Origin of the sequence: Nocardioides sp. (assembly GCF_035429765.1) — a bacterium.
Classification (GTDB): Bacteria; Actinomycetota; Actinomycetes; order Propionibacteriales; family Nocardioidaceae; genus Nocardioides.
In genome coordinates this window covers 17,261-35,857 of sequence record NZ_DAOMFK010000012.1, presented here as the reverse complement: position 1 = coordinate 35,857, position 18,597 = coordinate 17,261, and the positions used below count along the sequence as shown (strand labels likewise).

At 72.7% G+C, this 18,597-nt stretch carries 18 protein-coding genes; 12 read left to right on the top strand and 6 right to left on the bottom strand.

Translation table 11 applies throughout. From position 1 onward, the window contains the following. The 4 genes from PLP61_RS02660 to PLP61_RS02645 all read left to right on the top strand — a co-directional run. Positions 1-824: CAP domain-containing protein (locus PLP61_RS02660; protein WP_324500105.1), on the top strand; the 824-nt coding region annotated here is incomplete at its 5' end. Then, complete coding sequence (locus tag PLP61_RS02655) at positions 821-1,912, top strand: serine hydrolase domain-containing protein (RefSeq protein WP_324500103.1); 1,092 nt, start codon at positions 821-823, stop codon at positions 1,910-1,912. The genes PLP61_RS02660 and PLP61_RS02655, both read left to right, overlap by 4 nt. 105 nt (positions 1,913-2,017) lie before the next feature. Further along, the gene (locus PLP61_RS02650; RefSeq protein ID WP_324500101.1) at positions 2,018-2,902 is read left to right on the top strand and encodes an ABC transporter ATP-binding protein; all 885 of its coding nucleotides are present in this window, start codon (positions 2,018-2,020) and stop codon (positions 2,900-2,902) included. Continuing rightward, a complete protein-coding gene (locus PLP61_RS02645; RefSeq protein ID WP_324500099.1) occupies positions 2,899-4,089 on the top strand; it encodes an ABC transporter permease in 1,191 nt (396 codons plus the stop codon). The genes PLP61_RS02650 and PLP61_RS02645 overlap by 4 nt, the downstream gene beginning before the upstream one ends. Before the next feature lie 121 nt (positions 4,090-4,210). On the opposite strand, the gene PLP61_RS02640 is transcribed toward PLP61_RS02645, so the two are convergent. Further along, a complete protein-coding gene (locus tag PLP61_RS02640; RefSeq protein WP_324500097.1) occupies positions 4,211-4,396 on the bottom strand; it encodes a hypothetical protein in 186 nt (61 codons plus the stop codon). Between the two features lie 139 nt (positions 4,397-4,535). Between PLP61_RS02640 and PLP61_RS02635 the strand changes: the two genes are divergently transcribed. The 5 genes from PLP61_RS02635 (at position 4,536) to PLP61_RS02615 (ending at position 9,726) form a co-directional block, all read left to right on the top strand. Next, the gene (locus PLP61_RS02635; protein WP_324500094.1) at positions 4,536-5,129 is read left to right on the top strand and encodes a TetR/AcrR family transcriptional regulator; all 594 of its coding nucleotides are present in this window, start codon (positions 4,536-4,538) and stop codon (positions 5,127-5,129) included. Beyond that, complete coding sequence (locus tag PLP61_RS02630) at positions 5,129-6,367, top strand: glycosyltransferase (protein WP_324500092.1); 1,239 nt, start codon at positions 5,129-5,131, stop codon at positions 6,365-6,367. Before PLP61_RS02635 ends, PLP61_RS02630 begins: the two co-directional genes overlap by 1 nt. Before the next feature lie 190 nt (positions 6,368-6,557). Then, positions 6,558-8,141, top strand: a complete 1,584-nt coding sequence (locus PLP61_RS02625) for a N,N-dimethylformamidase beta subunit family domain-containing protein (protein ID WP_324500090.1) — start codon at positions 6,558-6,560, stop codon at positions 8,139-8,141. A gap of 80 nt (positions 8,142-8,221) precedes the next feature. Further along, positions 8,222-8,827: a hypothetical protein gene (locus PLP61_RS02620; RefSeq protein ID WP_324500088.1), complete on the top strand. Its 606-nt coding sequence runs from the start codon at positions 8,222-8,224 to the stop codon at positions 8,825-8,827. Next, entirely contained in the window at positions 8,824-9,726 is a 903-nt protein-coding gene (locus PLP61_RS02615; RefSeq protein ID WP_324500086.1) for an LCP family protein, read from the top strand. Before PLP61_RS02620 ends, PLP61_RS02615 begins: the two co-directional genes overlap by 4 nt. On the opposite strand, the gene PLP61_RS02610 is transcribed toward PLP61_RS02615, so the two are convergent. Together PLP61_RS02610 and PLP61_RS02605 are read right to left on the bottom strand one after the other, a co-directional pair. Then, the gene (locus PLP61_RS02610) at positions 9,723-10,391 is read right to left on the bottom strand and encodes a response regulator (protein ID WP_324500084.1); all 669 of its coding nucleotides are present in this window, start codon (positions 10,389-10,391) and stop codon (positions 9,723-9,725) included. The genes PLP61_RS02615 and PLP61_RS02610 overlap by 4 nt on opposite strands. Beyond that, on the bottom strand, positions 10,379-12,640 hold the full coding sequence (locus PLP61_RS02605; RefSeq protein ID WP_324500082.1) for a histidine kinase: 2,262 nt from the start codon (positions 12,638-12,640) through the stop codon (positions 10,379-10,381). Before PLP61_RS02605 ends, PLP61_RS02610 begins: the two co-directional genes overlap by 13 nt. Positions 12,641-12,888: 248 nt before the next feature. On the opposite strand from PLP61_RS02605, the gene PLP61_RS02600 reads away from it, so the two are divergent. After that, complete coding sequence (locus PLP61_RS02600; protein ID WP_324500107.1) at positions 12,889-14,430, top strand: FAD-dependent monooxygenase; 1,542 nt, start codon at positions 12,889-12,891, stop codon at positions 14,428-14,430. A 32-nt stretch (positions 14,431-14,462) separates the two neighbouring features. Here the strand turns inward: PLP61_RS02600 and PLP61_RS02595 are convergent, their stop codons facing one another. After that, the gene (locus PLP61_RS02595; RefSeq protein WP_324500080.1) at positions 14,463-14,834 is read right to left on the bottom strand and encodes a hypothetical protein; all 372 of its coding nucleotides are present in this window, start codon (positions 14,832-14,834) and stop codon (positions 14,463-14,465) included. Continuing rightward, complete coding sequence (locus tag PLP61_RS02590) at positions 14,831-15,673, bottom strand: hypothetical protein (RefSeq protein WP_324500078.1); 843 nt, start codon at positions 15,671-15,673, stop codon at positions 14,831-14,833. Before PLP61_RS02590 ends, PLP61_RS02595 begins: the two co-directional genes overlap by 4 nt. A gap of 108 nt (positions 15,674-15,781) precedes the next feature. On the opposite strand from PLP61_RS02590, the gene PLP61_RS02585 reads away from it, so the two are divergent. Further along, the gene (locus PLP61_RS02585; protein WP_324500076.1) at positions 15,782-16,120 is read left to right on the top strand and encodes a hypothetical protein; all 339 of its coding nucleotides are present in this window, start codon (positions 15,782-15,784) and stop codon (positions 16,118-16,120) included. Here the strand turns inward: PLP61_RS02585 and PLP61_RS02580 are convergent. Continuing rightward, positions 16,117-17,526: an MptA/MptB family glycosyltransferase gene (locus tag PLP61_RS02580; protein ID WP_324500074.1), complete on the bottom strand. Its 1,410-nt coding sequence runs from the start codon at positions 17,524-17,526 to the stop codon at positions 16,117-16,119. The genes PLP61_RS02585 and PLP61_RS02580 overlap by 4 nt on opposite strands. A gap of 143 nt (positions 17,527-17,669) precedes the next feature. Between PLP61_RS02580 and PLP61_RS02575 the strand changes: the two genes are divergently transcribed. Beyond that, a complete protein-coding gene (locus tag PLP61_RS02575) occupies positions 17,670-18,584 on the top strand; it encodes a helix-turn-helix domain-containing protein (protein ID WP_324500072.1) in 915 nt (304 codons plus the stop codon). The last annotated feature ends 13 nt before the right edge of the window (positions 18,585-18,597 follow it).

Genomic DNA, 18,597 nt, shown 5'->3' with positions numbered 1-18,597 from the left:
ACTGGAGGACCTGGGCGCCCAGCGCGCGGGTCCGCCCCGGGTGGACCGGCAGCGTGGCCGGGTGCCGACGCGGCGCGGACAGCGTGCGGCACCGGCGCGCCTCCCAGCGTGCGCTCAACTTCGTGCGCGACCTGGCGGGGCTGGACCCCGTCACGGTGACCGACGCACTGAGCCGACGCGCGCTCGCGGCGGCGCTGATCATGGACGCCAACGACGCGCTGTCGCACTACCCGCCGCGCAGCTGGCGGTGCTGGACGAAGACCGGTGCCACGGCCGCCGGCCGGTCGAACCTGCTCTGGGCTTCTGCGGTGACGGTCGGCAGCGCGCTGCGGGGCTACCTGAGCGACTGGGGAGCCTCCAACACCGCCGTCGGGCACCGTCGGTGGCTGCTGTACCCGTTCACCACCACCATGGGAAGCGGCTCCACGTCGCAGGCCAACGCCTTCTGGGTGCTCGGCGCCTCCGACCCGTCGCGGGCGAACCCGGCGTACGTCGGGTGGCCCACCGAGGGCTGGTTCCCCAGCGCGCTGGAACCACAGGGGCGCTGGTCGCTGAGCTCGGGCCAGGACTCGGCCCGCTTCGGCTCGGCGAAGGTCAGGGTGGTCCGGGTGGCCAGCGGCGCCGTGGTGAAGGTGACCCGGCGCCAGGTCGTCGACGGGTACGGCATGCCGACGCTCGTCTGGGACATGCCGCGACGGTTCGCCCGGACCGGGGCCTACCGCGTCACGGTGTCCGGCATCGGCGAGCAGGGAAGCAGCGCCACCACCAGCACCAGCTACGTCGTGCGGCTCTTCGCGCCGGTGCGGCCGGGCAGGGCGCGGTGACCCGGGTCGAGGGGGAGGTGGACCGGGCGTTCGAACCGGTCCGAGAGGCCTTCGGCGAGGTGATCGCCGCGCAGCCGGGCACCGGGGCGGCCATGGCCGCCTGGCACGACGGACGGTGGGTGGCTCGCCTGCACGGCGGCTACGCGGACGCGGCGCGCACCCGGCCCTGGGGACCGGACAGCATCGTGATGCCGTACTCGGTCACCAAGCCCTTCGCCGCAGTCTGCCTGCTGCTGCTGGTCGACCGGGGTCTGGTGGACCTGGACGAGCCGGTCCGGACCTACTGGCCGCAGATGCGGGCCCCGGCGACGGTGCGGCAGGTGCTCAGCCACCAGGCGGGCCTCGTGGCCCTGGACGACCCCCTTCCGACCGAGGCCTTCTTCGACTGGCCGCGGCTGTGCGCGGCGTTGGCCGCCCAGGAGCCCCAGTGGCCGCCCGGCCAGGCGCACGGGGAGAGCGCGCTGTTCTACGGGCACCTCGTCGGGGAGGTGGTCCGCCGCGTCGACGGACGGTCGCTGGGAAGGTTCCTGCGCGAGGAGGTCTGCGGTCCGCTGGGCCTCGACTTCGCCGTGGGTCTCACCGAGCAGGAGCGGTCGCGAGCCGTGGCGCTGACCGGACTCTCGTCCGAGGAGTTCCGGCACGGGGTCCTGGGGGAGCGGACCCCGCTGTGGGAGCAGGCCGCGCACAACCCACCCGGGGCGTGGGACGGGGCCGTGGTGAACTCGGACCGCTGGCGGGCCGCCGAGATCCCCGCCATCAACGGCCACGGCACCGCGGAGGCCGTGTGCGGGCTGTACGTCGCGCTCCTCGGCCCCGGGCTGCTCTCCGGACCGTTGCTGGGCGAGATGACCACCGCGCAGTGCTCGGGCACCGATGCGGTGATGGGATCGGACACGGCCTGGGGCCTCGGGGTGGGGGTCGAACCCGACGGGTTCGGCATGGGCGGCACCGGCGGCAGCCTGGGCTGGGCGTGCCGGGCCGGCGGCTACGCGTACGCGTTCGTCACCGGCTCGGTGGGCACCCATGACCGGTGCGACCGGGTGGAGAACGCGCTGCGGGACTGTCTCGGGCTGCCGCCCCTGTCCTGACGGCCTGCCGGGGGATTCCGTCCACCGGCCTGGAGTGCCAGACTGCCGAGACCTGATACCCACGTCGCGGCGTGCACGTCGGGGGAGTGAGAAGGGGGGCGGAGGGTGCTGAGGTTCGACGCCGCCACCAGGAGGTTCGGCGAGCTGACGGCGCTGGACGGCTGCACGTTCACCGCCGAGCCGGGACGGATCACCGGCTTCCTGGGGCCGAACGGGGCCGGCAAGACCACGGCCATGCGGGCCGTCTTCGGTCTGGTGAGCCTCGACTCCGGCGAGGTGACCTGGAACGGGTCACCGATCACCGGAGGCCAACGCGCCCGGTTCGGGTACATGCCCGAGGAGCGGGGCCTGTACCCGCGGATGCGGATCCGCGAGCAGCTGGTGTACCTGGGCCGGCTGTGCGGACGGGCCCGCACCGACCTCATCGCCCGCACCGACCACTGGCTCGAGCGTCTCGGGCTGCTGGACCGGGCCGACGACCGGGTCGACATGCTGTCCCACGGCAACCAGCAGCGCGTCCAGCTCATCGCGGCCCTGGTCAACGAGCCCGAGCTGCTCGTCCTGGACGAGCCGTTCGCGGGCCTGGATCCACTCGCGATGATCGCGATGGGGGAGCTCCTCGTCGAGCTGGCGGCGACCGGTGTGACGGTGCTGTTCTCAAGCCATCAGCTCGACCTGGTGGAGGACCTCTGCCAGGACGTCGTCATCATCAACCGCGGCTCGGTGGTGCTCGCCGGTCAGCTGGACGCCCTCCGGTCGGCCACCCCTGAACGCGTCCTGGAGATCGCCTTCCGAGGCGTTCCCCCGGACTGGTCGCGACTTGGTCCGGTCACGATGAGGGAGTCGCCGGGACGGGTGCGCCTGGAGCTCCGCTCCGAGGAGGACCTGAATCGAGCGATCGTGTTCGCCTCCGCCGAGACCGAGCTGCTCTCGCTCTCGTACGCGCCGCCGTCGCTCGGGGATCTGTTCTCCCGGGTGGTGGTCTCGTGAGCGAGCTGTCGGCCACCTGGTTGGTGGCGCTGCGAGAGATGCGGGAGCGGAGCCGGACCCGGGCCTTCCAGCTCGGTGTCGGCGTGATGCTGCTGGTGGTGGTCGCGATGATCGCCGTGCCCGGCCTCCTTGACGGACAGGATGAGGCCCGCCGCGTCGGGGTGACCGGATCCACCCCGTCCCCACTCGCCGGCATCCTAGCCGCGCAGGGAGACGCCGCCGGTGTGCCGGTCGTCGTCCGCGAGTTCCCGACCACCGCCTCGGGCGAGGAGGCACTGCGCGGAGAGGACCTCGACGTCCTCCTGGTCGACGGGCGACGGCTGGAGTGGCGCGGCAACCCGGACGAGGAGCTTCAGGCCGCGGTCGCAGCGGCCGTCCAGATCGTCGCCATCCAGGAACGGGCTGCCGCCGCCGGGCTCGATCCCGAGACGGTGCGCGAGCTGCTCGGCCCCGTGCCGGTCGAGAACGTGCGGATCGGGGTCGTCGCAGGCCGGAGCGTGGACGACGAGGTGGCCGCTCTGGTGATGTCGACGATCCTGATGATGACCATCTTCATCTACGGCAGCCTCGTCCTCACGGGAGTGGCGGAGGAGAAGTCCAGCCGCGTGATCGAGGTCCTGCTCGCGCGGGTGCCCGTGCGCAGCCTGCTGGTGGGCAAGGTGCTCGGCATCGGGCTGCTGGGCTTCGCCCAGCTCCTGGTGACCGCCCTGGCCGCGTTGGCGACCTCGCTCGCGGTCGACTCGCTCGAGCTTCCCTCGGTGAGTGGCGGCGTACTGGTCTGGGTGGTCGTCTGGTTCGTGCTGGGCTACGCGCTGTACGCCATGGTCTACGGCGCGTTCGGCTCGCTGGCCTCGAGGAGCGAGGACGCGCAGAGCATCGCCGGACCGGTGGGGTACGTGCTGATCGCGGCGTTCTGGGCGTCGTTCCTCGCCATCAGCGGCAACCCGGACGGGGTCTGGTCCCAGGTGTTGTCCTTCTTTCCCGCCACGGCACCGATGACGATGCCCTCGCGGCTGGCGCTGGGTGCGGCAACCTCCTGGGAGTCCCTGCTGGCCGCGTGCCTCACCCTGGCCGCTCTTGCGGCGCTGGTCGCGGCGGCCGGAAGGGTCTACGGGAACGCGGTCTTGCATCTGGGGGCGACCCTGGGCTTGCGGGAGGCATGGAAAGGGCCCCGCCACGGGGGGTAGACGGGGCCCGACTTCCATCCGGGCGGCATGGGGGGTCCACCAGGACAGGCTTTGCTACGACGCACCGTAGTAGAGGAGGCTGCCTCCCCGCAAGAACCGGGTGCACCGGGCGTTGCGGTCCCTACGGCAGGTGCCGCTGGACCAGGTGCTCGTAGGGCTTGACGCCCTCTCCCTGCGCCGCGAGGGCCTGCTCCCGCGCAGCCAGCTCCTCCTCACGTGCTGCGAGCGCCTTCTCGCGTGCCGCCAGCTCGTGCTCGCGCGCCACGAGCGCCTTCTCGCGCGCCTTCAAGGCCTGCTTGTCCGCCATCGGTCTCCGCTCTCGCGCCGGTGTTTCCGTCTCCTACCGGCATAGCACCAGCGCCGGGACCGGAACAAGGGAGGGTCTCAGCGTTCGTCCGCCGGTGGCCCTCTCGCGGTCACCGAATATTGGTATTAGTGTGATAAACATGAAAACTGCCCGCGTCTACCGCCAGGAGGCGCGCGCGCGGGCGACGCAGGAGACCGGGGAGCGGATCCTCGACGCCGCCGTCGCGCTCTTCTGGGAGCGACCCACGGGGCAGATCGCGTTGGACGAGGTCGCCGGGCGGGCGGGGGTCTCGGTCCAGACCGTGCTGCGGCGCTTCGGCAGCAAGGACGGTCTGTTCGCGGCGGCTGCAGCGCGTGAGAGCGAGCGGGTCCAGCAGCACCGTGCGACGGCGCCGGTCGGGGACCTCGGCCCGGCGGTCACCGTCCTGGTGGAGCACTACGAGCAGGTCGGCACCGGGGTGCTCCGTCTCCTGGCCGAGGAGCAGCGGAGCCCCGAGCTGTCAGCCGTCGCCGAGCAGGGCCGGCAGGTGCACCTGGACTGGTGCCGCCAGGTGTTCGCGCCCGCGCTCACCACCCGTCGCGGGAGCGCCCGTTCCCGCCTGCTCGCCCAGCTCGTCGCCGTGTGCGACGTGCACACCTGGCATCTGCTGCGGCAGCAAGGTGGCCTCTCGCGCGCTGAGACCGAGCGCGCGCTGGTCGAGCTGCTGGCGCCACTCGTGCAGGAGGAGACCTGATGGTGCGTGTGCTCGCCTACACCTCTCCCGCGCTCGGGCATCTCGAGCCGCTGCTCCCGGTGCTCATGGCGCTGCGGAGCGGCGGGGCGGAGGTGTCGGTGCGGACCCTGCCGGACCAGCTGGCACGCGTCCGCGCGCACGGCGTGGCAGCGCGGCCGCTGGATCCCGCCGTGCTGGCAGTGGGCCTGGAGGACTGGCGTGCCCGCGGTCAGCTCGCCGCACTGCGCGCCTCGGTCACCACCTTCGCAGCCCGCGCCGAGCACGACGCCGAAGACCTCGCGCGCGCCATCGAGGAGGACGGCCCCGACCTGCTCGTGGTCGACGTCAACAGCTGGGGCGCCCTCGCCGTGGCCGAGGCGAGCGGACTGCCCTACGCGGTCCTGGCCCCCTACCCGCTGGCCCTGCGTTCGCAGGACGCGCCTCCGTTCGGCCCGGGCCTGCGGCCCGCGCAGGGGTTCCCGGGGCGGCTGCGCGACCGCCTGCTCTCCCCGGTGGTCCTGGGCACGCTCGAGCGGGTCATGCTGCCACCCCTGAACCGCACGAGAGCGGCGCGAGGGCTGACGCCGCTGCACAGGTACGACGACCTGCTGCGCGCAGCCCCACTGGTCCTCGCCACGACCGCCGAGCCGTTCGAGTACCACCGCCGCGACTGGCCCGGCAACGTGCGCCTGGTCGGACCCTGCGTCGACCTGGAGGAGGCGACAGGACCTCCCGCGTGGCTGTCCGCGATCGAGCAGCCGATCGTGCTGGTCACCACGTCCTCGGAGTTCCAGCAGGACCGTCGGCTCGTCGAGGCCGCGGTCGAGGGGCTTCGCGGGACCGGGCTCCACGTGGTCGCCACGGTGCCCGCCGGAGACGCTGCCCTTCTCGCCGCCGGACCTGAGGCCCACGTGGTCGGCTGGGCCCCTCACGCGCCTCTGCTCCGGTCGGCCGTCTGCGCCGTCACCCACGGTGGCATGGGGGCGACGCAGCGTGCCCTGGCGCACGGCGTACCCGTGTGCGCGGTGCCGTTCGGCCGCGACCAGCACGAAGTGGCCCGACGCGTCGACGTCGCCCGCGCCGGTACGCGCCTGCCTGCTCACCGGCTCACACCGGACCGGTTGCGTGCTGCCGTCCAGAAGGCCATCCAGCGGCGACCCGGTGCCACCCGGGTCGCGGCCGCCTTCGCCGCGGCGCCGGGGGCGGCCGGCGCCGCCTCCGCGGTGCTCGGGCTCAGCCGCGCGCCCGACCGACACTGACTCCGCCGCGACGCAGGGGAGCCCCTGCCCGGACAAGCGCGGGAGTCACCGGCCAGAGGCGGAGGTTCCCGGTGGGGGCGGATCCACTCGGGACCTCGGTCCCACTGACGGGAACGACGGGCTGTTGTTCCTGGGCCGTGCATGACTCCGAACTCGGTCGGAGGGACGTCGTGGCGACGCACGGTGCGACATGCGCACCCTCCCCACCCGACGCCCGCTCGCTTCGACGGCCGCCCTGCTTCTCGCCACGACGCTGCTCCTGACCGCCTGCGCCACCTCCGCCGACCGCCTGGTGACCGGGGAGGCCGACGCTGCCGACCCGACGCCGGTCCACGCTCCCGGACCCGACCGGACGGGGAGGACGCCGAAGCCGGCCCCTGCGCCGGAGCCGCGGGGGAGCGAGGACTGGCGGCAGCACGGTCCGACGGCCGCCCGGATCGCGGCGTACACGACGCGGATCAGCGCTCCGGCCGGCACCCGCGTCGGCCTCAAGGTGTCGACCAGCGAGCGGCGGTACCGGGTGGCCGCCTACCGGATCGGCTGGTACCGCGGCGGGACCGGCACGCTGGTCTGGCGCTCGGCACCGATGGCCGGGCACCGGCAGGCGGCAGCGGTGCTCCGTCCTGTGGAGACCCGCACGGTGGTCGCCCCGTGGCGGCGGAGCCTGACCCTGGACACGACCCGGTGGATCCCGGGCTTCTACGTCCTCAAGCTCCGCACCGGGACCGGCTTCGAGACGCTCGTCCCCTACGTGGTGTCGTCGCCCTCCGCGGCGGGCACCGTGGCGCTGGTGGCGCCCGTGACGACCTGGCAGGCCTACAACCAGTGGGGTGGATACAGCCTGTACGCCGGTCCCAGCGGGGACCGACGGAGCTGGGCGGTGAGCTTCGACCGCCCCTTCAACGGGGCGACCGGCGCCAACGACTACCGCACGGCCGCGATCCCCGTCGTGGTCCAGGCCGAGCGGCTGGGGATCCCCCTGAGCTACTACACCAACGTGGACCTGGACCAGCGCCCCAACCTGCTCGTGGGAGCCGCGGGCCACGTGTCGATGGGCCACGACGAGTACTGGACCCGGGCGATGCGCCGGGCTGTCGAGAGGGCCCGCGACGGCGGGACCAACCTCGCGTTCCTGGGCGCCAACACCATGTACTGGCGGATCCGGCTCGACGACACCGCGCGCGGCCCGGCCCGCCTCCAGACCGGGTACCGCGCCGACGCCCAGCTCGACCCGCTTCGCCAGGAGCGACCGGTCGAGGCGACCTCGAGGTTCCGGGACCCGCCGCACGCGAGCTCCGAGCAGAGCCTGCTCGGCATGGAGTACGAGTGCTACCCGGTCGAAGCCGACTACGTGATCGCGTCGCCGACCTGGTGGGGCTTCCGGCACACCGGCGTCGTGCGCGGCGAACGGCTGCCGGGACTCGTCGGACCCGAGGCCGACCGGGTCTACCTCAACGCGAGCACGCCGCGCCCGATGGAGGTGCTCAGCAACACGTCGTACTCGTGCAGGGGCGTTCCGACCACGAGCCAGTCGGTGTACTACACCACCGGCTCAGGTGCCGGGGTCTTCACCGCGGGCACCCTGCGCTGGGGCTGCGCGCTGGTCGACCGTTGCGAGCACCCGTTGGGTGCACGCGTGCAGCGCTTCGTCGAGCAGGTGACCCGGAACGTCCTCCGGGCCTACGCCGCGGGGCCTGTCGGCCTGGCTCACCCGGCGCGCGACACCGTGGCCCGCTACCACCTGCCTGACCTCAACTCGGTCGACGCGAGCTGACCGAGGTGCCCACAACTCCCGGCCGACCCGGGATTCCAGTCCCAGGTGGACCGGGTGCTGCTCCAGGCATGATGGTCGCCATGGTCCGAGGAGCCTGCGCCCGCTCGCGGCCGTCCGGGAGCTCGGGACTGGCGGCCACCGTGCTGGCGGTGACGATGATCGTCCCCCTGGTCACCTCGTGCTCGGCCACGGAGGCGGGGCCGGACGCCCCGAGCGCCGTTCCCCTGCGGGTGTCCACCGTGCGCGGGAGTGGCCTGGACGAGGGCGACCGAGCCCGGCTCGAGTCCGAGGTCGGCAACGTGCTGGCCCGCTACCTGGAGGCCGGCTTCCTCGGCGACTACCCTCGCAGCGACTTCGTGCAGTCCTTCGCCGACTTCACCAGCGGGTCGGCTGAGCAGGCCGTGGGCGACATCGACGTGCTGACCGCCGCCCGCTACGCCGAGGCGAGCTCGGTGCGCGCCACCGACCTCGAGGCGGCCCTGTCGTTCTACGTCGTCAGTGGCGAGGCGGTCGGGGCGACGGCATGGGTGCACTTCGCCTTCGACATCGACGACCGTGGGCCCACCGCGACCGCCACCCTCGACGGGCGGCTGGTCCTGGACCGGCAGGACGGCCGGTGGTCGGTGTTCGCCTACGACGTGCGCCGGGACGACAGCGATGCGCTCCCCGCGGAGGCCTCGTCATGAGCAACCCGTGGCGAGCACTCCGCACTGCCCTGCGGCTCCTGCCGGTCGTGGCGGCACTGGCGGTGGCGGTCTCCGGCTCGGGGGTCCGGCCGGCCACCCTGACCCTGACCGAGCTCGAGACGGCCGAGGGGTACGACGTCGGAGCCGGCGTCGTCTGGGTGCTCGTGCTGGGCGAGGACGAAGCCCACGACACCGACGCCATCCAGCTGCTCGGGATCGACGCACGAACCGGTGCGGCCGCGGGGATCGGCTTCCCGCGGGACAGCTGGGTCGATCTCGAGGACGGCAGGATGGGCAAGATCAACCAGGCCTACAAGGAAGGCGGAGCCGAGCTCGCCGGCTCTGTCGTCCGCGATCTGGTCGGGATCCCGGCCGACTACGTGCTGGTCACCGCGGGGGAGGGCTTCGTGGCGATGGTCGACGCGCTCGGCGGAGTGACCGTGGACTCGCCCCTGGCTTTCCCCACGGACGACGGCCGCCTGCGCATCCACCGGGGACCGAACGTGTTGACGGGGGAGGAGGCCTTGTCGTTCGCCCAGAGCCGCCGGGCCTTCCCGGGACCGGGGGACCTCGTCCGGTCGAGCAACCACCAGGCCCTGCTGCTCGGCCTGCTGGTCCAGCTGCAGAGGCAGGACGACGACAGGGGCTTCCTCGAGGCGACGGCGCTCGCCGGCCTGGACGGCCTCGAGACCGACGCCTCCCCGGCCGACCTGTACCGCCTGCTCAACGCGTTGACCGGCGTGGACCCGGCCAAGGTACAGGGGTGCGTCCTCGGCGGCACCGAGGATGTCGATGCGTTCGGCAACCAGATCATCCGGCCCGACCGCAGGCTCGCGCAGCGGCTGGGTCGGGAGTCGGTCGACGACGCGACGTTCGAGAGCGGCTGCACGCCGGACTAGGCACGCGGGGTGCCGGGGTTCTCGATCCCGGCCTCGCGGGCCATCACGATCGCCTGCGCCCGGTGGGCGACGTGGAGCTTCGCGAAGATGTTGCTGGCGTGGTTGCGCACCGTCTTGACCGACAGTCCGAGGGTCCGGGCGATCTCCGAGTTGTCCTTGCCCTCGGCGATCATGCCGAGCACGGTGCGCTCGCGGTCGGTCAGCTCGGGGAAGGCCGCTGCGGTGGGGCGTGCGCGCGCGCCCCGGAAGTACGTCATCACCCGTTCGGCGATCCCGGGCCCGAAGATCACCTCGCCGGCGCCGACGGCCTCGATGGCGCGACGGATCTCCGAGCGGCGCGCCCCCTTGAGGAGGTACCCACGCGCTCCGGCCCGGACGGCAGCGAACACCGAGTCGTCGTCCTCCATCATGCTGAGCACCAGCACCGCGATATGGGGCGAGGACTGCACGATCCTGGCCGTGGCCTCCACCCCGTTGAGCTCGGGCATGTGCAGGTCCATCAGCACGACATCGGGCTGCAGGTCGAGGGCGAGCGCAACCGCGCGCCGTCCGTCTCCCGCGCGGCCCACGACCTCGATGTCATCCATCGCGCCGAGCAGCAGCTCCAGGCTGTGCCGGAACTCCTCGTGGTCGTCCACGACGAGCACCCGCGTCACGTCGGCCACTGTTCCTCCACGGTTCCGAGCGGGAGCAGAGCCTCGACCAGGGTGCCACGAGCGTCGGTGGTGATCGTGCAGGTGCCGCCGAGCTCCTCGGCGCGCTCCCCCATGGAGGACAGGCCTACACCAGCGGGACGGCCCTCGGCCATCCCCGCACCGTCGTCCTGGACGCGCACCCTCAGCCGGCCGCACTCCCGCCGCAAGGTCACGGTGCACACGCGGGCACCGCTGTGCCGCGTCGCGTTGGTGACGGCCTCCAGAACGATCCGGTACGCCGCCACCTCGACCGCCGCAGGCAGCGGTTCCACGTCCCCCTCGACCTCGACCCGCCACACGAGCCCCTGGCTGCCGACCGTCAGCTCGTGCTGCGCAGCTCGCTCGCGGAGGGCCGAGACCAGGCCTAGCTGGTCGAGCGCTGCGGGGCGCAGGCCGTCGACCAGACGGCGTACCTCCGCGATGTCGTCCCGTGCGAGGTCCGCGAGCCCGCCCAGCATCTCGGCCGCCCGGTCGGGATCGACGGCCACCAGGTCCTGGGTCGACTCCAGCCGCATGGCCATCGTGGCCAGGGACGGACCCAGACCGTCGTGCAGGTCGCGGCGGAGCCGGCGGCGCTCCTCCTCGCGGGCGGTGACCAGCTCCTGACGGGAGCGCTGCAGCTCGCGACTGACCAGCACGGCCTGGACGAGCGCTCCCACCTGTGCGCCGACGTCCTCGAGGAGCCGACGGTCGCCGCGCCCGAACGGGTCGCGGATCGGGTCGGCCTCCAGGTGCAGCGAGCCGATGGACGCCCCGCCCGCGACGAGGTCGACGGCGACGGGGGTGCCGCCCCGCGGCTCGCCGACGGAGGCGACGAAGGACTGGTCGCCGTAGGGCCCGCGGGCCTCGACGGCGGCGTGCGACAGCCGGAGGCGCCGGGACAGCACGGTCAGCGTCTCGGTGAGTGCCTCCGACGGTGGGGTCGACGCGTCGAGCCGGCGCAGCTCCGCCACGACGGACCGCGGGAGCTCGCGGTCGCCGTAGACCTGGCGCCGGACACCACGCTGCAGGGCGACCGCAAGGGGAAGCACCAGGAGAGCCGCCACGCCGCCGGTGAGGAGTGCCCCGATCGGTACGTCGGCGGCGCGCCCGATCGTGCTCGCGAGTACGACGAACGTGGTGCCGAAGACGGCCGCGACCGCGCCTTGGACGACGGTCCGGCGCACGGCAGGCTCGATGTCGTCGAGGCGGTAGCCCACGAGCGCCAGGACCACGCCGGCCAGGACGGGAGGGACGATCAGCAGAAGCAGGACGTCCCACGGCAGGACCGGGGCGCCCGTCACCAGCTCTGGCAGGTCCCCGAGGAGCAGGCGGAGAGCGATACCGGCGAGGAGCACCATCAGGGCGAGCCGCGCCGCCAGCCGGACCTGGCGGGAGTCGGCTCGCACGTAGGTGAGGACGAGGATCCCGAGCACCGTGGGCACGACCACGGCCAGTGCGGGGGCGGTCACCGAGAGCAGGGCCTGGGTCCGCGCCGGCCCGTCGGCGCCGACCATGGCCGCAGCGGCCCACGCGGCGTACCCCAGGAACGGGAGCAGGACGGTGGCGGGCACCACCCAGGGGTGGTGCGCCAGCCAACCTCGGGGTGCACGCAGCGTGGCCGCGGCCAGCACGGCGAGCCCGAGCCCGAGCGCACACACCACCTCAGCGGCGACGTGCGGCCAGTACCCGCGGCCACCGGCGAGGTCGACGGCCCCCAGTCCCCAGGGAGACGACGCCAGTCGGACCGGCACCAGGGAGCCGGAGCCGAGCAACGCCCACGCTGCCACGAGCGCCGGACGGAGGAAGAAGGCGATGCTTCCCGAGACCAGCAGAAGCACGGCGGCCAGCACCACGGGCAGGTCCGCGAGGAGGGCTCGACCCAGTGGGAACGTCGTCAGGGTCACGGTCCGGTCGTACTCCCGCGGGCTTCCCTGCTCGATCCTCTGGAGGTGGTAGCTGACCGTGTCGCCGACGGACCTCCCGGCGGAGGTCTCGCCGCTCAGCCATCGGTCCACGGGTTCCCCGCCGATGGCCAGCAGAACGTCACCGGGGAGCAGCAGGGGGTCACCGTAGGTGTCACGGACGGTGATGGTTGACCCCCACCTGTCTGCGCCGGTGAGGGGAGACCCCCACACGACGGTCCCGTCCGAGGGCCGGGTCCCGACCTCCGCGCCCAACCACACGACCGGGACCGCCCAGGCCGCGAGTATGACCAGCAGTCGAACCGTGCGCGACATTGCTGCCCATCATGCCCCGGTTGCCGGGACCGGAGGAAGGACTGCCGGCGCCCGTCCCCGTGCTGCGGAGGAGTCCACTGGCCGCTGCTGCGGCGGTCCCCGTGAGGCCCCAAGGGTTCGGATGCCCTTCCACTTTCAACGTATACGGCAGTGCGGGGCTTGCGGCAAGGCCCCCGTCCTCGTTCAGAATCGACGGCCAGGGTCGGATGCGGTCGCGAGGCCGCGGGGCGGAGAAGCAGTTGACGGACGTGGACGTGGTGGTCGTGGGCGCCGGGCCGACCGGTCTCATGCTGGCCGGTGAGCTCGGCCGGCTGGCGATGCGGACGCTGGTGCTGGAGCGGCGGCCCGAGCCCAGCCAGCTGGCCAAGGCGGGGGGCCTGGCGGGACAGATCCTGCAGGTGCTCCACTACCGGGGCGAGCTGGACCGGTTCCGCACGGCGAGCGTCGGTCCCGAGCCGGCGCCGCGGTTCCCGTTCGGGGGGCTGCACCTGGACTTCACCGGGCTCGAGCAGTCTCCGATGCACGCGATGCCGCTCCCGCAGCCGCAGCTCGAAGCGCTTCTCGCCGACCGCGCGACCGAGCACGGTGTCGAGGTCCGGCGTGGGCACGAGGGGGTCGGCCTGCGGCAGGACGACGACGCGGTCACCGTCGAGGTGCGCGGGCCGGACGGACCGTACGAGGTGGCCGCTGCGTTCCTGGTGGGCTGCGACGGCGGCCGTAGCTGGGTCCGCGACGCCGCCGGCATCCCGTTCCCCGGCACCTCCTTCCCGGAGATCGAGCGACTGGCCTCGGTCACCGTGCCCGAGTCGGTGACCGTGCTCGACGACGGCAGCCTCGACGTACGCGGAGTGGGCAGGATCCCGTTCGGCTACACCGCGACCGAGCATGGGGTGTTCGCGTGCTCCGGCACCGGCGGCACCATGGGCGTGTACACCGCGGAGGTGGAGGCGAACGAGTACGACGACGACGCGCCCATGACCGTCGCGGAGCTGAGCGCGAGCGTGAGCCGCGTGCTCGGCGTCGACCTCCCGCTGGGGGAGCCGCTCCGGATGACACGCTTCGGCTACTCGGCCAAGCAGGCGGACGTCTACCGCGAGGGTCGCGTCTTCCTGGCCGGTGATGCGGCGCACCTGTTCCCCGCTGGTGGAGTGGCGGTCAACGCGGGCATGCTCGACGCAGCCAACCTCGCCTGGAAGCTCGCCGCCAGCGTCCAGGGGTGGGCGATACCCGGTCTGCTCGACTCGTACTCCACGGAACGCCGTGCCGCCGCCGAGCGCACCCAGCTCCACACCCGCGCCCAGGTCGCGCTGCGCCGCGCGCACGGTCCGGTCGGCGACGCCCTGCGGGCGCTCTTCCTCGAGCTGACCATCGACGAGCAGCCGTTGCTCCGTCTCGGCGCACTCCTGGCCGGCACCGACGTGGGGGCTCTGCCGTCAGCAGCCCAGCCGCCCGTGGGCGGGTTCGTGACCGACCGCGCCCTGCGCGTCGGCCATGAGGACCCCCGGCTCGCCGGCATGCTGCACCGTGGTCGCCCGGTGCTGCTCGACCTCGCTGACCGCCCGGAGCTGCGGACGCTTGCCGGTGAGTGGAGCGGTCGCGTCGACGTCGCCCGCGCCACGATCGCCGACCGTCCCGCCGACGCGCTCCTGATCCGGCCGGATGCGCTCGTCGCGTGGGCGGCCGCCGTCGACGAGCCGGACGGGACCGCACATCCCGCGCTGCGGGGGGCACTGAGCGCGTGGTTCGGTGCCCCCACCGCACAGGGGGCGGCCGCCCAGACCGGTCCGTAGCCCCGAGCGAGGGTGGCCCCGAGGACGACCCCTCAGAGCTGCATGACCGCTGCCGCCAGCAGGTACGCCCGCGACACAGCCTCTGGATCGTGCAGGTCGCCGGGATCCTCGACTGCTTGACGTGACAGCCCCCGGACCGCGCTTCCTGGGTCGCTCGCCACCAGGCCGACGCAGAGGCCGGCCACGACGCCGTGGGAGTCGTGGTCGTCCAGCCCGTCCAGGACGAGGCCGTTGTGCAGCAGGGTCGCAGCCTCGAGGAAGATCTCACGGGCCAGGTCGAGGTCCACCTCGGGCCGCTCTCGTGCCACCGCCTCGGCCGTACGCAGAAGCTGGTCGTAGGGAGGCGCAGTGATGGCAGGATCCGCAGGGAAGGCACTGCCGTCGAGGCCGATCGGCTCGTTCATCCGATGATCGTGGTCATGGCGGACATGAACGCCGGGGCAGTGACCGCGACGGTGGTCGCCAGCACGGCTTGCAGGACCCGCCTGCCTCGGCGCCAGACGAGCTCGCGCCGCTCGGGCGACACCAGCAGTGCCCCGAGGAACACGAGACAGGCGGAGCCGATGACGGCCATCGCGGTAGGGGCTGTGCTCAGCGCCGCTGCCGCCAGGAGGCCGACAGGCACCATCCACACCACCCACCAGACCCGAGGCTTCTGGAGTGCAGACGCGACTCGCCCGGCGATCGGTGCGGTCAGGATCCCGGTCACCACGGCCATCGCGACGAAGGTGACGACGCTCAGCCAGCCCGGCCCCACGATGTCGAAGTCGGGGTTGTCTCCCCGCAGGGGGTCCACCGTGCTGCCCAGGATGACCAGCGCGGCAGTGCCGAACACCGCGCCACCCCAGATGCCTCGAGGCAGGACGAACGACGCGAACGCGTACGCGATGCCCACGGCCAGCCCGAATGGCAGCCCGACGAAGAGGAACAGTCCGAGAGTGCCGCTCAAGGAGATCTCGCCGATGACCTCCTGGGCCTCGGTGATCTGGCCCTGCGCATCGGGGGACGTGGCTGCCAGCAGCCGCATCGCGAGCCGTCCGGCCGGTCCGACGACGAAGAGCCCGACCACCAGCCCGGTCAGCAGGGCCACTGTGAGCAGCCATGCCAGCGCCAGGGCCGGGGTCGCGCGGCGACCCTCGTCCCTCGTAGCCCAGGCCGGCAGTTCCAGTGCGTAGCGCCGCCAGCGCCACGCCGCGACGCCCGTTACCGCGAGCAGCGCCCCGCAGGCAAGCATCAAGAGCATCGCGCCAGTGAAGCAGAGGCCGGCCATGGCCGCGACGTGATTACGCCGCCGGGGACGGCTCGGATCCGAGAGGTCCGCAGAGTCGGTGACTGATGACAAGATGGCTGTGTGACATCGGACGCCCGGATGGTGGCATTGGGCTTCGGCAAGTTCGCGCGCGCCGACCGCATCTTCGCCCTCGAGCGGATCAGCGGGGAAGAACGCGGTGACGGCCGTCGCACGCGGGTCTGGATCGACGGGGTGGCCGACCCCTTGATCGCCTCCCGGACAGAGGTCACGATCCTTCGCGACATGGGGCAGGAGTCGGCCGTCGCTGCACCCGAGCTCGATGAGGCACTCGACCTCGCCGCGCGTCTGGCGGCCGCGGCCGAGGAGGGTCGGGTGGATCTGAGCGATCTGGGTCGACGCGCCCGACGCCTTCTCGCCGCGACAACCTCCTCGTCCTAGGGCGCTGTCCCGCGAAAGGGCCTCCAGGCAAGGCGAGCCACGAGGACCAGGAACGTCACCAGGAGCGCGGAGCCGACCACCAGCGGGTTGAACACTCGCCTGAGCCAGGGTACCGGCGGGCCGGCCCCGGGCGAGGTGCCTATCCCGCCGATCACGTTGCGAAGCAGCAGAAAGCCGTCGAGCTGGGAGGCCGGCATGAGCCCCAGGAGCGGGAACATGAGGGCGTCGTACCAGGGGCGCCACATCGGAGTGGCGAGGAGCCAGGCCAGGCTCAGCACCAGCATGGGGCGCACGACGGCCAAGTCCTTGTCCGGCCGCGGGAGGCGCCACCCCAGCAGGACGACCAGGACCAGGGAGACCACGAGGAACACCCGCGGGGACACCTCGACGCCGGCGCCCTCCAGCCCACGCACGAGAGGCCGCCACTGGTAGATGCTCGCGACGTCCTGCGTCCTGCGCGCCAACGCGTCCAGCGCCGACTTCCCGGCCAGGGAGTACGCCGTCACGACGACCGCGATCAGTCCCACGAGCGCGGAGACGGACTCCCGTGGCTGCCGGCGCAGCCCCCACACCGCGCCTGCACCCGCCAGCAGGTACGGCGCCTTCACTGCTGCCGCGCCCCCCAGCAGAGCCCCTGCGAGGGCGGCAAGAAGGAGAGGGGCTCGCCGGCGCCGCACCACGGCAACCAGGCCCGCGACGACCAGGAACGAGGCCGCAGCATCCACATGCGCAGCGACCACGGTCGCCCAGATCATCAACGGGTTGAGCGTCCACAGCAGATGCACCCGGCGCTGTCGTGCCAGGCTCGGGCCTGCGACCCTCTGGAGCAGGATCCCCGTGCCGACGAAGCAGCACGCCATGAGCACCTTGTGGACGAGCACGATCTGCGCCACGGACGTGCCGCCGAGTCGAGCCGCCGTCCCGAACATCGCGTTGGCGACCGGGCCGTACGCCGAGGGGAGCAGCCTCCAGAACTCCGGCTGGTACGCCGCCACGGGATCCCCCAGGCGGACAAGCTCGCGTGGTGGCGTCGCGGCCGGGTCGAAACCCAAGGCGTCGAGCCGCCCGAGCTGGGCATACATGAGCGCGTCCGTCGAGCCGGCCACCGGTAGGAGCGCGAGCACCGCCACGGACGCGCATCCCAGGAGAAGCAGCCTCCGAGGGGCAGGAGCCCAGCCGCGAGCAGTCGCGCGGAGGCCGAACCAGATGCCCGCCCCGCCGGCAGCGAGGCCGAACCAGGTCAGCCCGACGGTGAGGGGTGCCGAGGGATGAGCGTCGAGCCAGCGGAAACCGTCGGTCGCTGGCACGGCGGCGGACGGACCCAGTACGCCCACGAGCGCGAAGGTCGCCAGCGCCAGCCCGAGCAGAGGTGGCGCCAGCGTCCGGGACGCGAGTCGTCCCTCCATCCGAGCCAGTGTGCCACCAGGGGGCCATGCTCCGCCTCTGGTGTGCCCGACGGATCCCCGAGCTGCGGACCGCCCCCGGGACTGGGCGCTGAGTGCGCAAGCACGATCAAGCGCGACGGGTCTGTCATCGGCAGGATGGAGCCATGGGCACGGCCGTCGACCACTTCACCGGTTTCGTGGACCTCCTTGCCGCCGCGCTGGACGACCACGACGCGACGGGGAGCGACCTTGCGGCCCGCCTGCACCTGTCCCGATTCCACCTCGACCGGGTCGTGTCGTCGGTCGCGGGCGAGCCGCCGGCAGCGTTCCGTCGCCGGATCCTGCTCGAGCGGGCGGCGTACCGGCTGCTGACGACCGGGCACACCATCCTCGAGGTCGCGACAGAGGCCGGCTACGGCTCCCACGAGGCGTTCACCCGCGCGTTCGGCCGCGCGTACGGCGTCGGCCCCGGTGAGTACCGGCACCGGCCGACCCGCATGCGCATCGACGCGCCCAGTGACGTCCACTTCCACCCACCCGGCAGCCTCCGGCTGCCCGCAGACAAGAAGGTGACCCCGATGGACCTGTTGACCCGGATGGTCGAGCACCACATCTGGCTCGTCGGCGAGATGATCGAGCGGGCCTCGAGGCTGGACGACGGACAGCTCGACGCGCCGATCGAGCTCTCTGTCGACGAGGACCGGCAGACGATCCGATCCCTGCTGTCTCGCCTGGTCGGTCAGATGGGCATGTGGAACGCGGCGCTCGCCAACCGGTCCTACGACTGGTCCGTCGAGGAGCACGAGGCGCTCCCGGCGATGCGCCGCCGCCTGGCCGAGGAGGGACCGGTCTTCCTGCGGCACGTGCGCGAGACCGCCGAGCAGGGACGGCTCGACGACACCTTCGTCGACGCCCTGTGCGACCCGCCCGAGGTCTTCACCTACGGCGGGATGATCGCCCACGTGCTGACCTTCGCCGCCCATCGTCGCACCCTGGTGGCGTTGGCCCTGGACGCCGCCGGCATCACGGACCTCGGTTGGGGCGACCCCATGCGATGGGTCGCCGAGCCGAGGACCTAGCGACCTGACAGGT

What these genes read in the sequence shown, in the direction of transcription:
- PLP61_RS02640 (WP_324500097.1), bottom strand. Translation starts at nt 4,396, where the DNA reads ATGGCGGACAAGCAGGCCTTGAAGGCGCGCGAGAAGGCGCTCGTGGCG.
- PLP61_RS02635 (WP_324500094.1), top strand. Translation starts at nt 4,536, where the DNA reads ATGAAAACTGCCCGCGTCTACCGCCAGGAGGCGCGCGCGCGGGCGACG.
- PLP61_RS02630 (WP_324500092.1), top strand. Translation starts at nt 5,129, where the DNA reads ATGGTGCGTGTGCTCGCCTACACCTCTCCCGCGCTCGGGCATCTCGAG.
- PLP61_RS02625 (WP_324500090.1), top strand. Translation starts at nt 6,558, where the DNA reads ATGCGCACCCTCCCCACCCGACGCCCGCTCGCTTCGACGGCCGCCCTG.
- PLP61_RS02620 (WP_324500088.1), top strand. Translation starts at nt 8,222, where the DNA reads ATGGTCCGAGGAGCCTGCGCCCGCTCGCGGCCGTCCGGGAGCTCGGGA.
- PLP61_RS02615 (WP_324500086.1), top strand. Translation starts at nt 8,824, where the DNA reads ATGAGCAACCCGTGGCGAGCACTCCGCACTGCCCTGCGGCTCCTGCCG.
- PLP61_RS02605 (WP_324500082.1), bottom strand. Translation starts at nt 12,640, where the DNA reads ATGTCGCGCACGGTTCGACTGCTGGTCATACTCGCGGCCTGGGCGGTC.
- PLP61_RS02595 (WP_324500080.1), bottom strand. Translation starts at nt 14,834, where the DNA reads ATGAACGAGCCGATCGGCCTCGACGGCAGTGCCTTCCCTGCGGATCCT.
- PLP61_RS02590 (WP_324500078.1), bottom strand. Translation starts at nt 15,673, where the DNA reads ATGCTCTTGATGCTTGCCTGCGGGGCGCTGCTCGCGGTAACGGGCGTC.
- PLP61_RS02580 (WP_324500074.1), bottom strand. Translation starts at nt 17,526, where the DNA reads ATGGAGGGACGACTCGCGTCCCGGACGCTGGCGCCACCTCTGCTCGGG.
- PLP61_RS02575 (WP_324500072.1), top strand. Translation starts at nt 17,670, where the DNA reads ATGGGCACGGCCGTCGACCACTTCACCGGTTTCGTGGACCTCCTTGCC.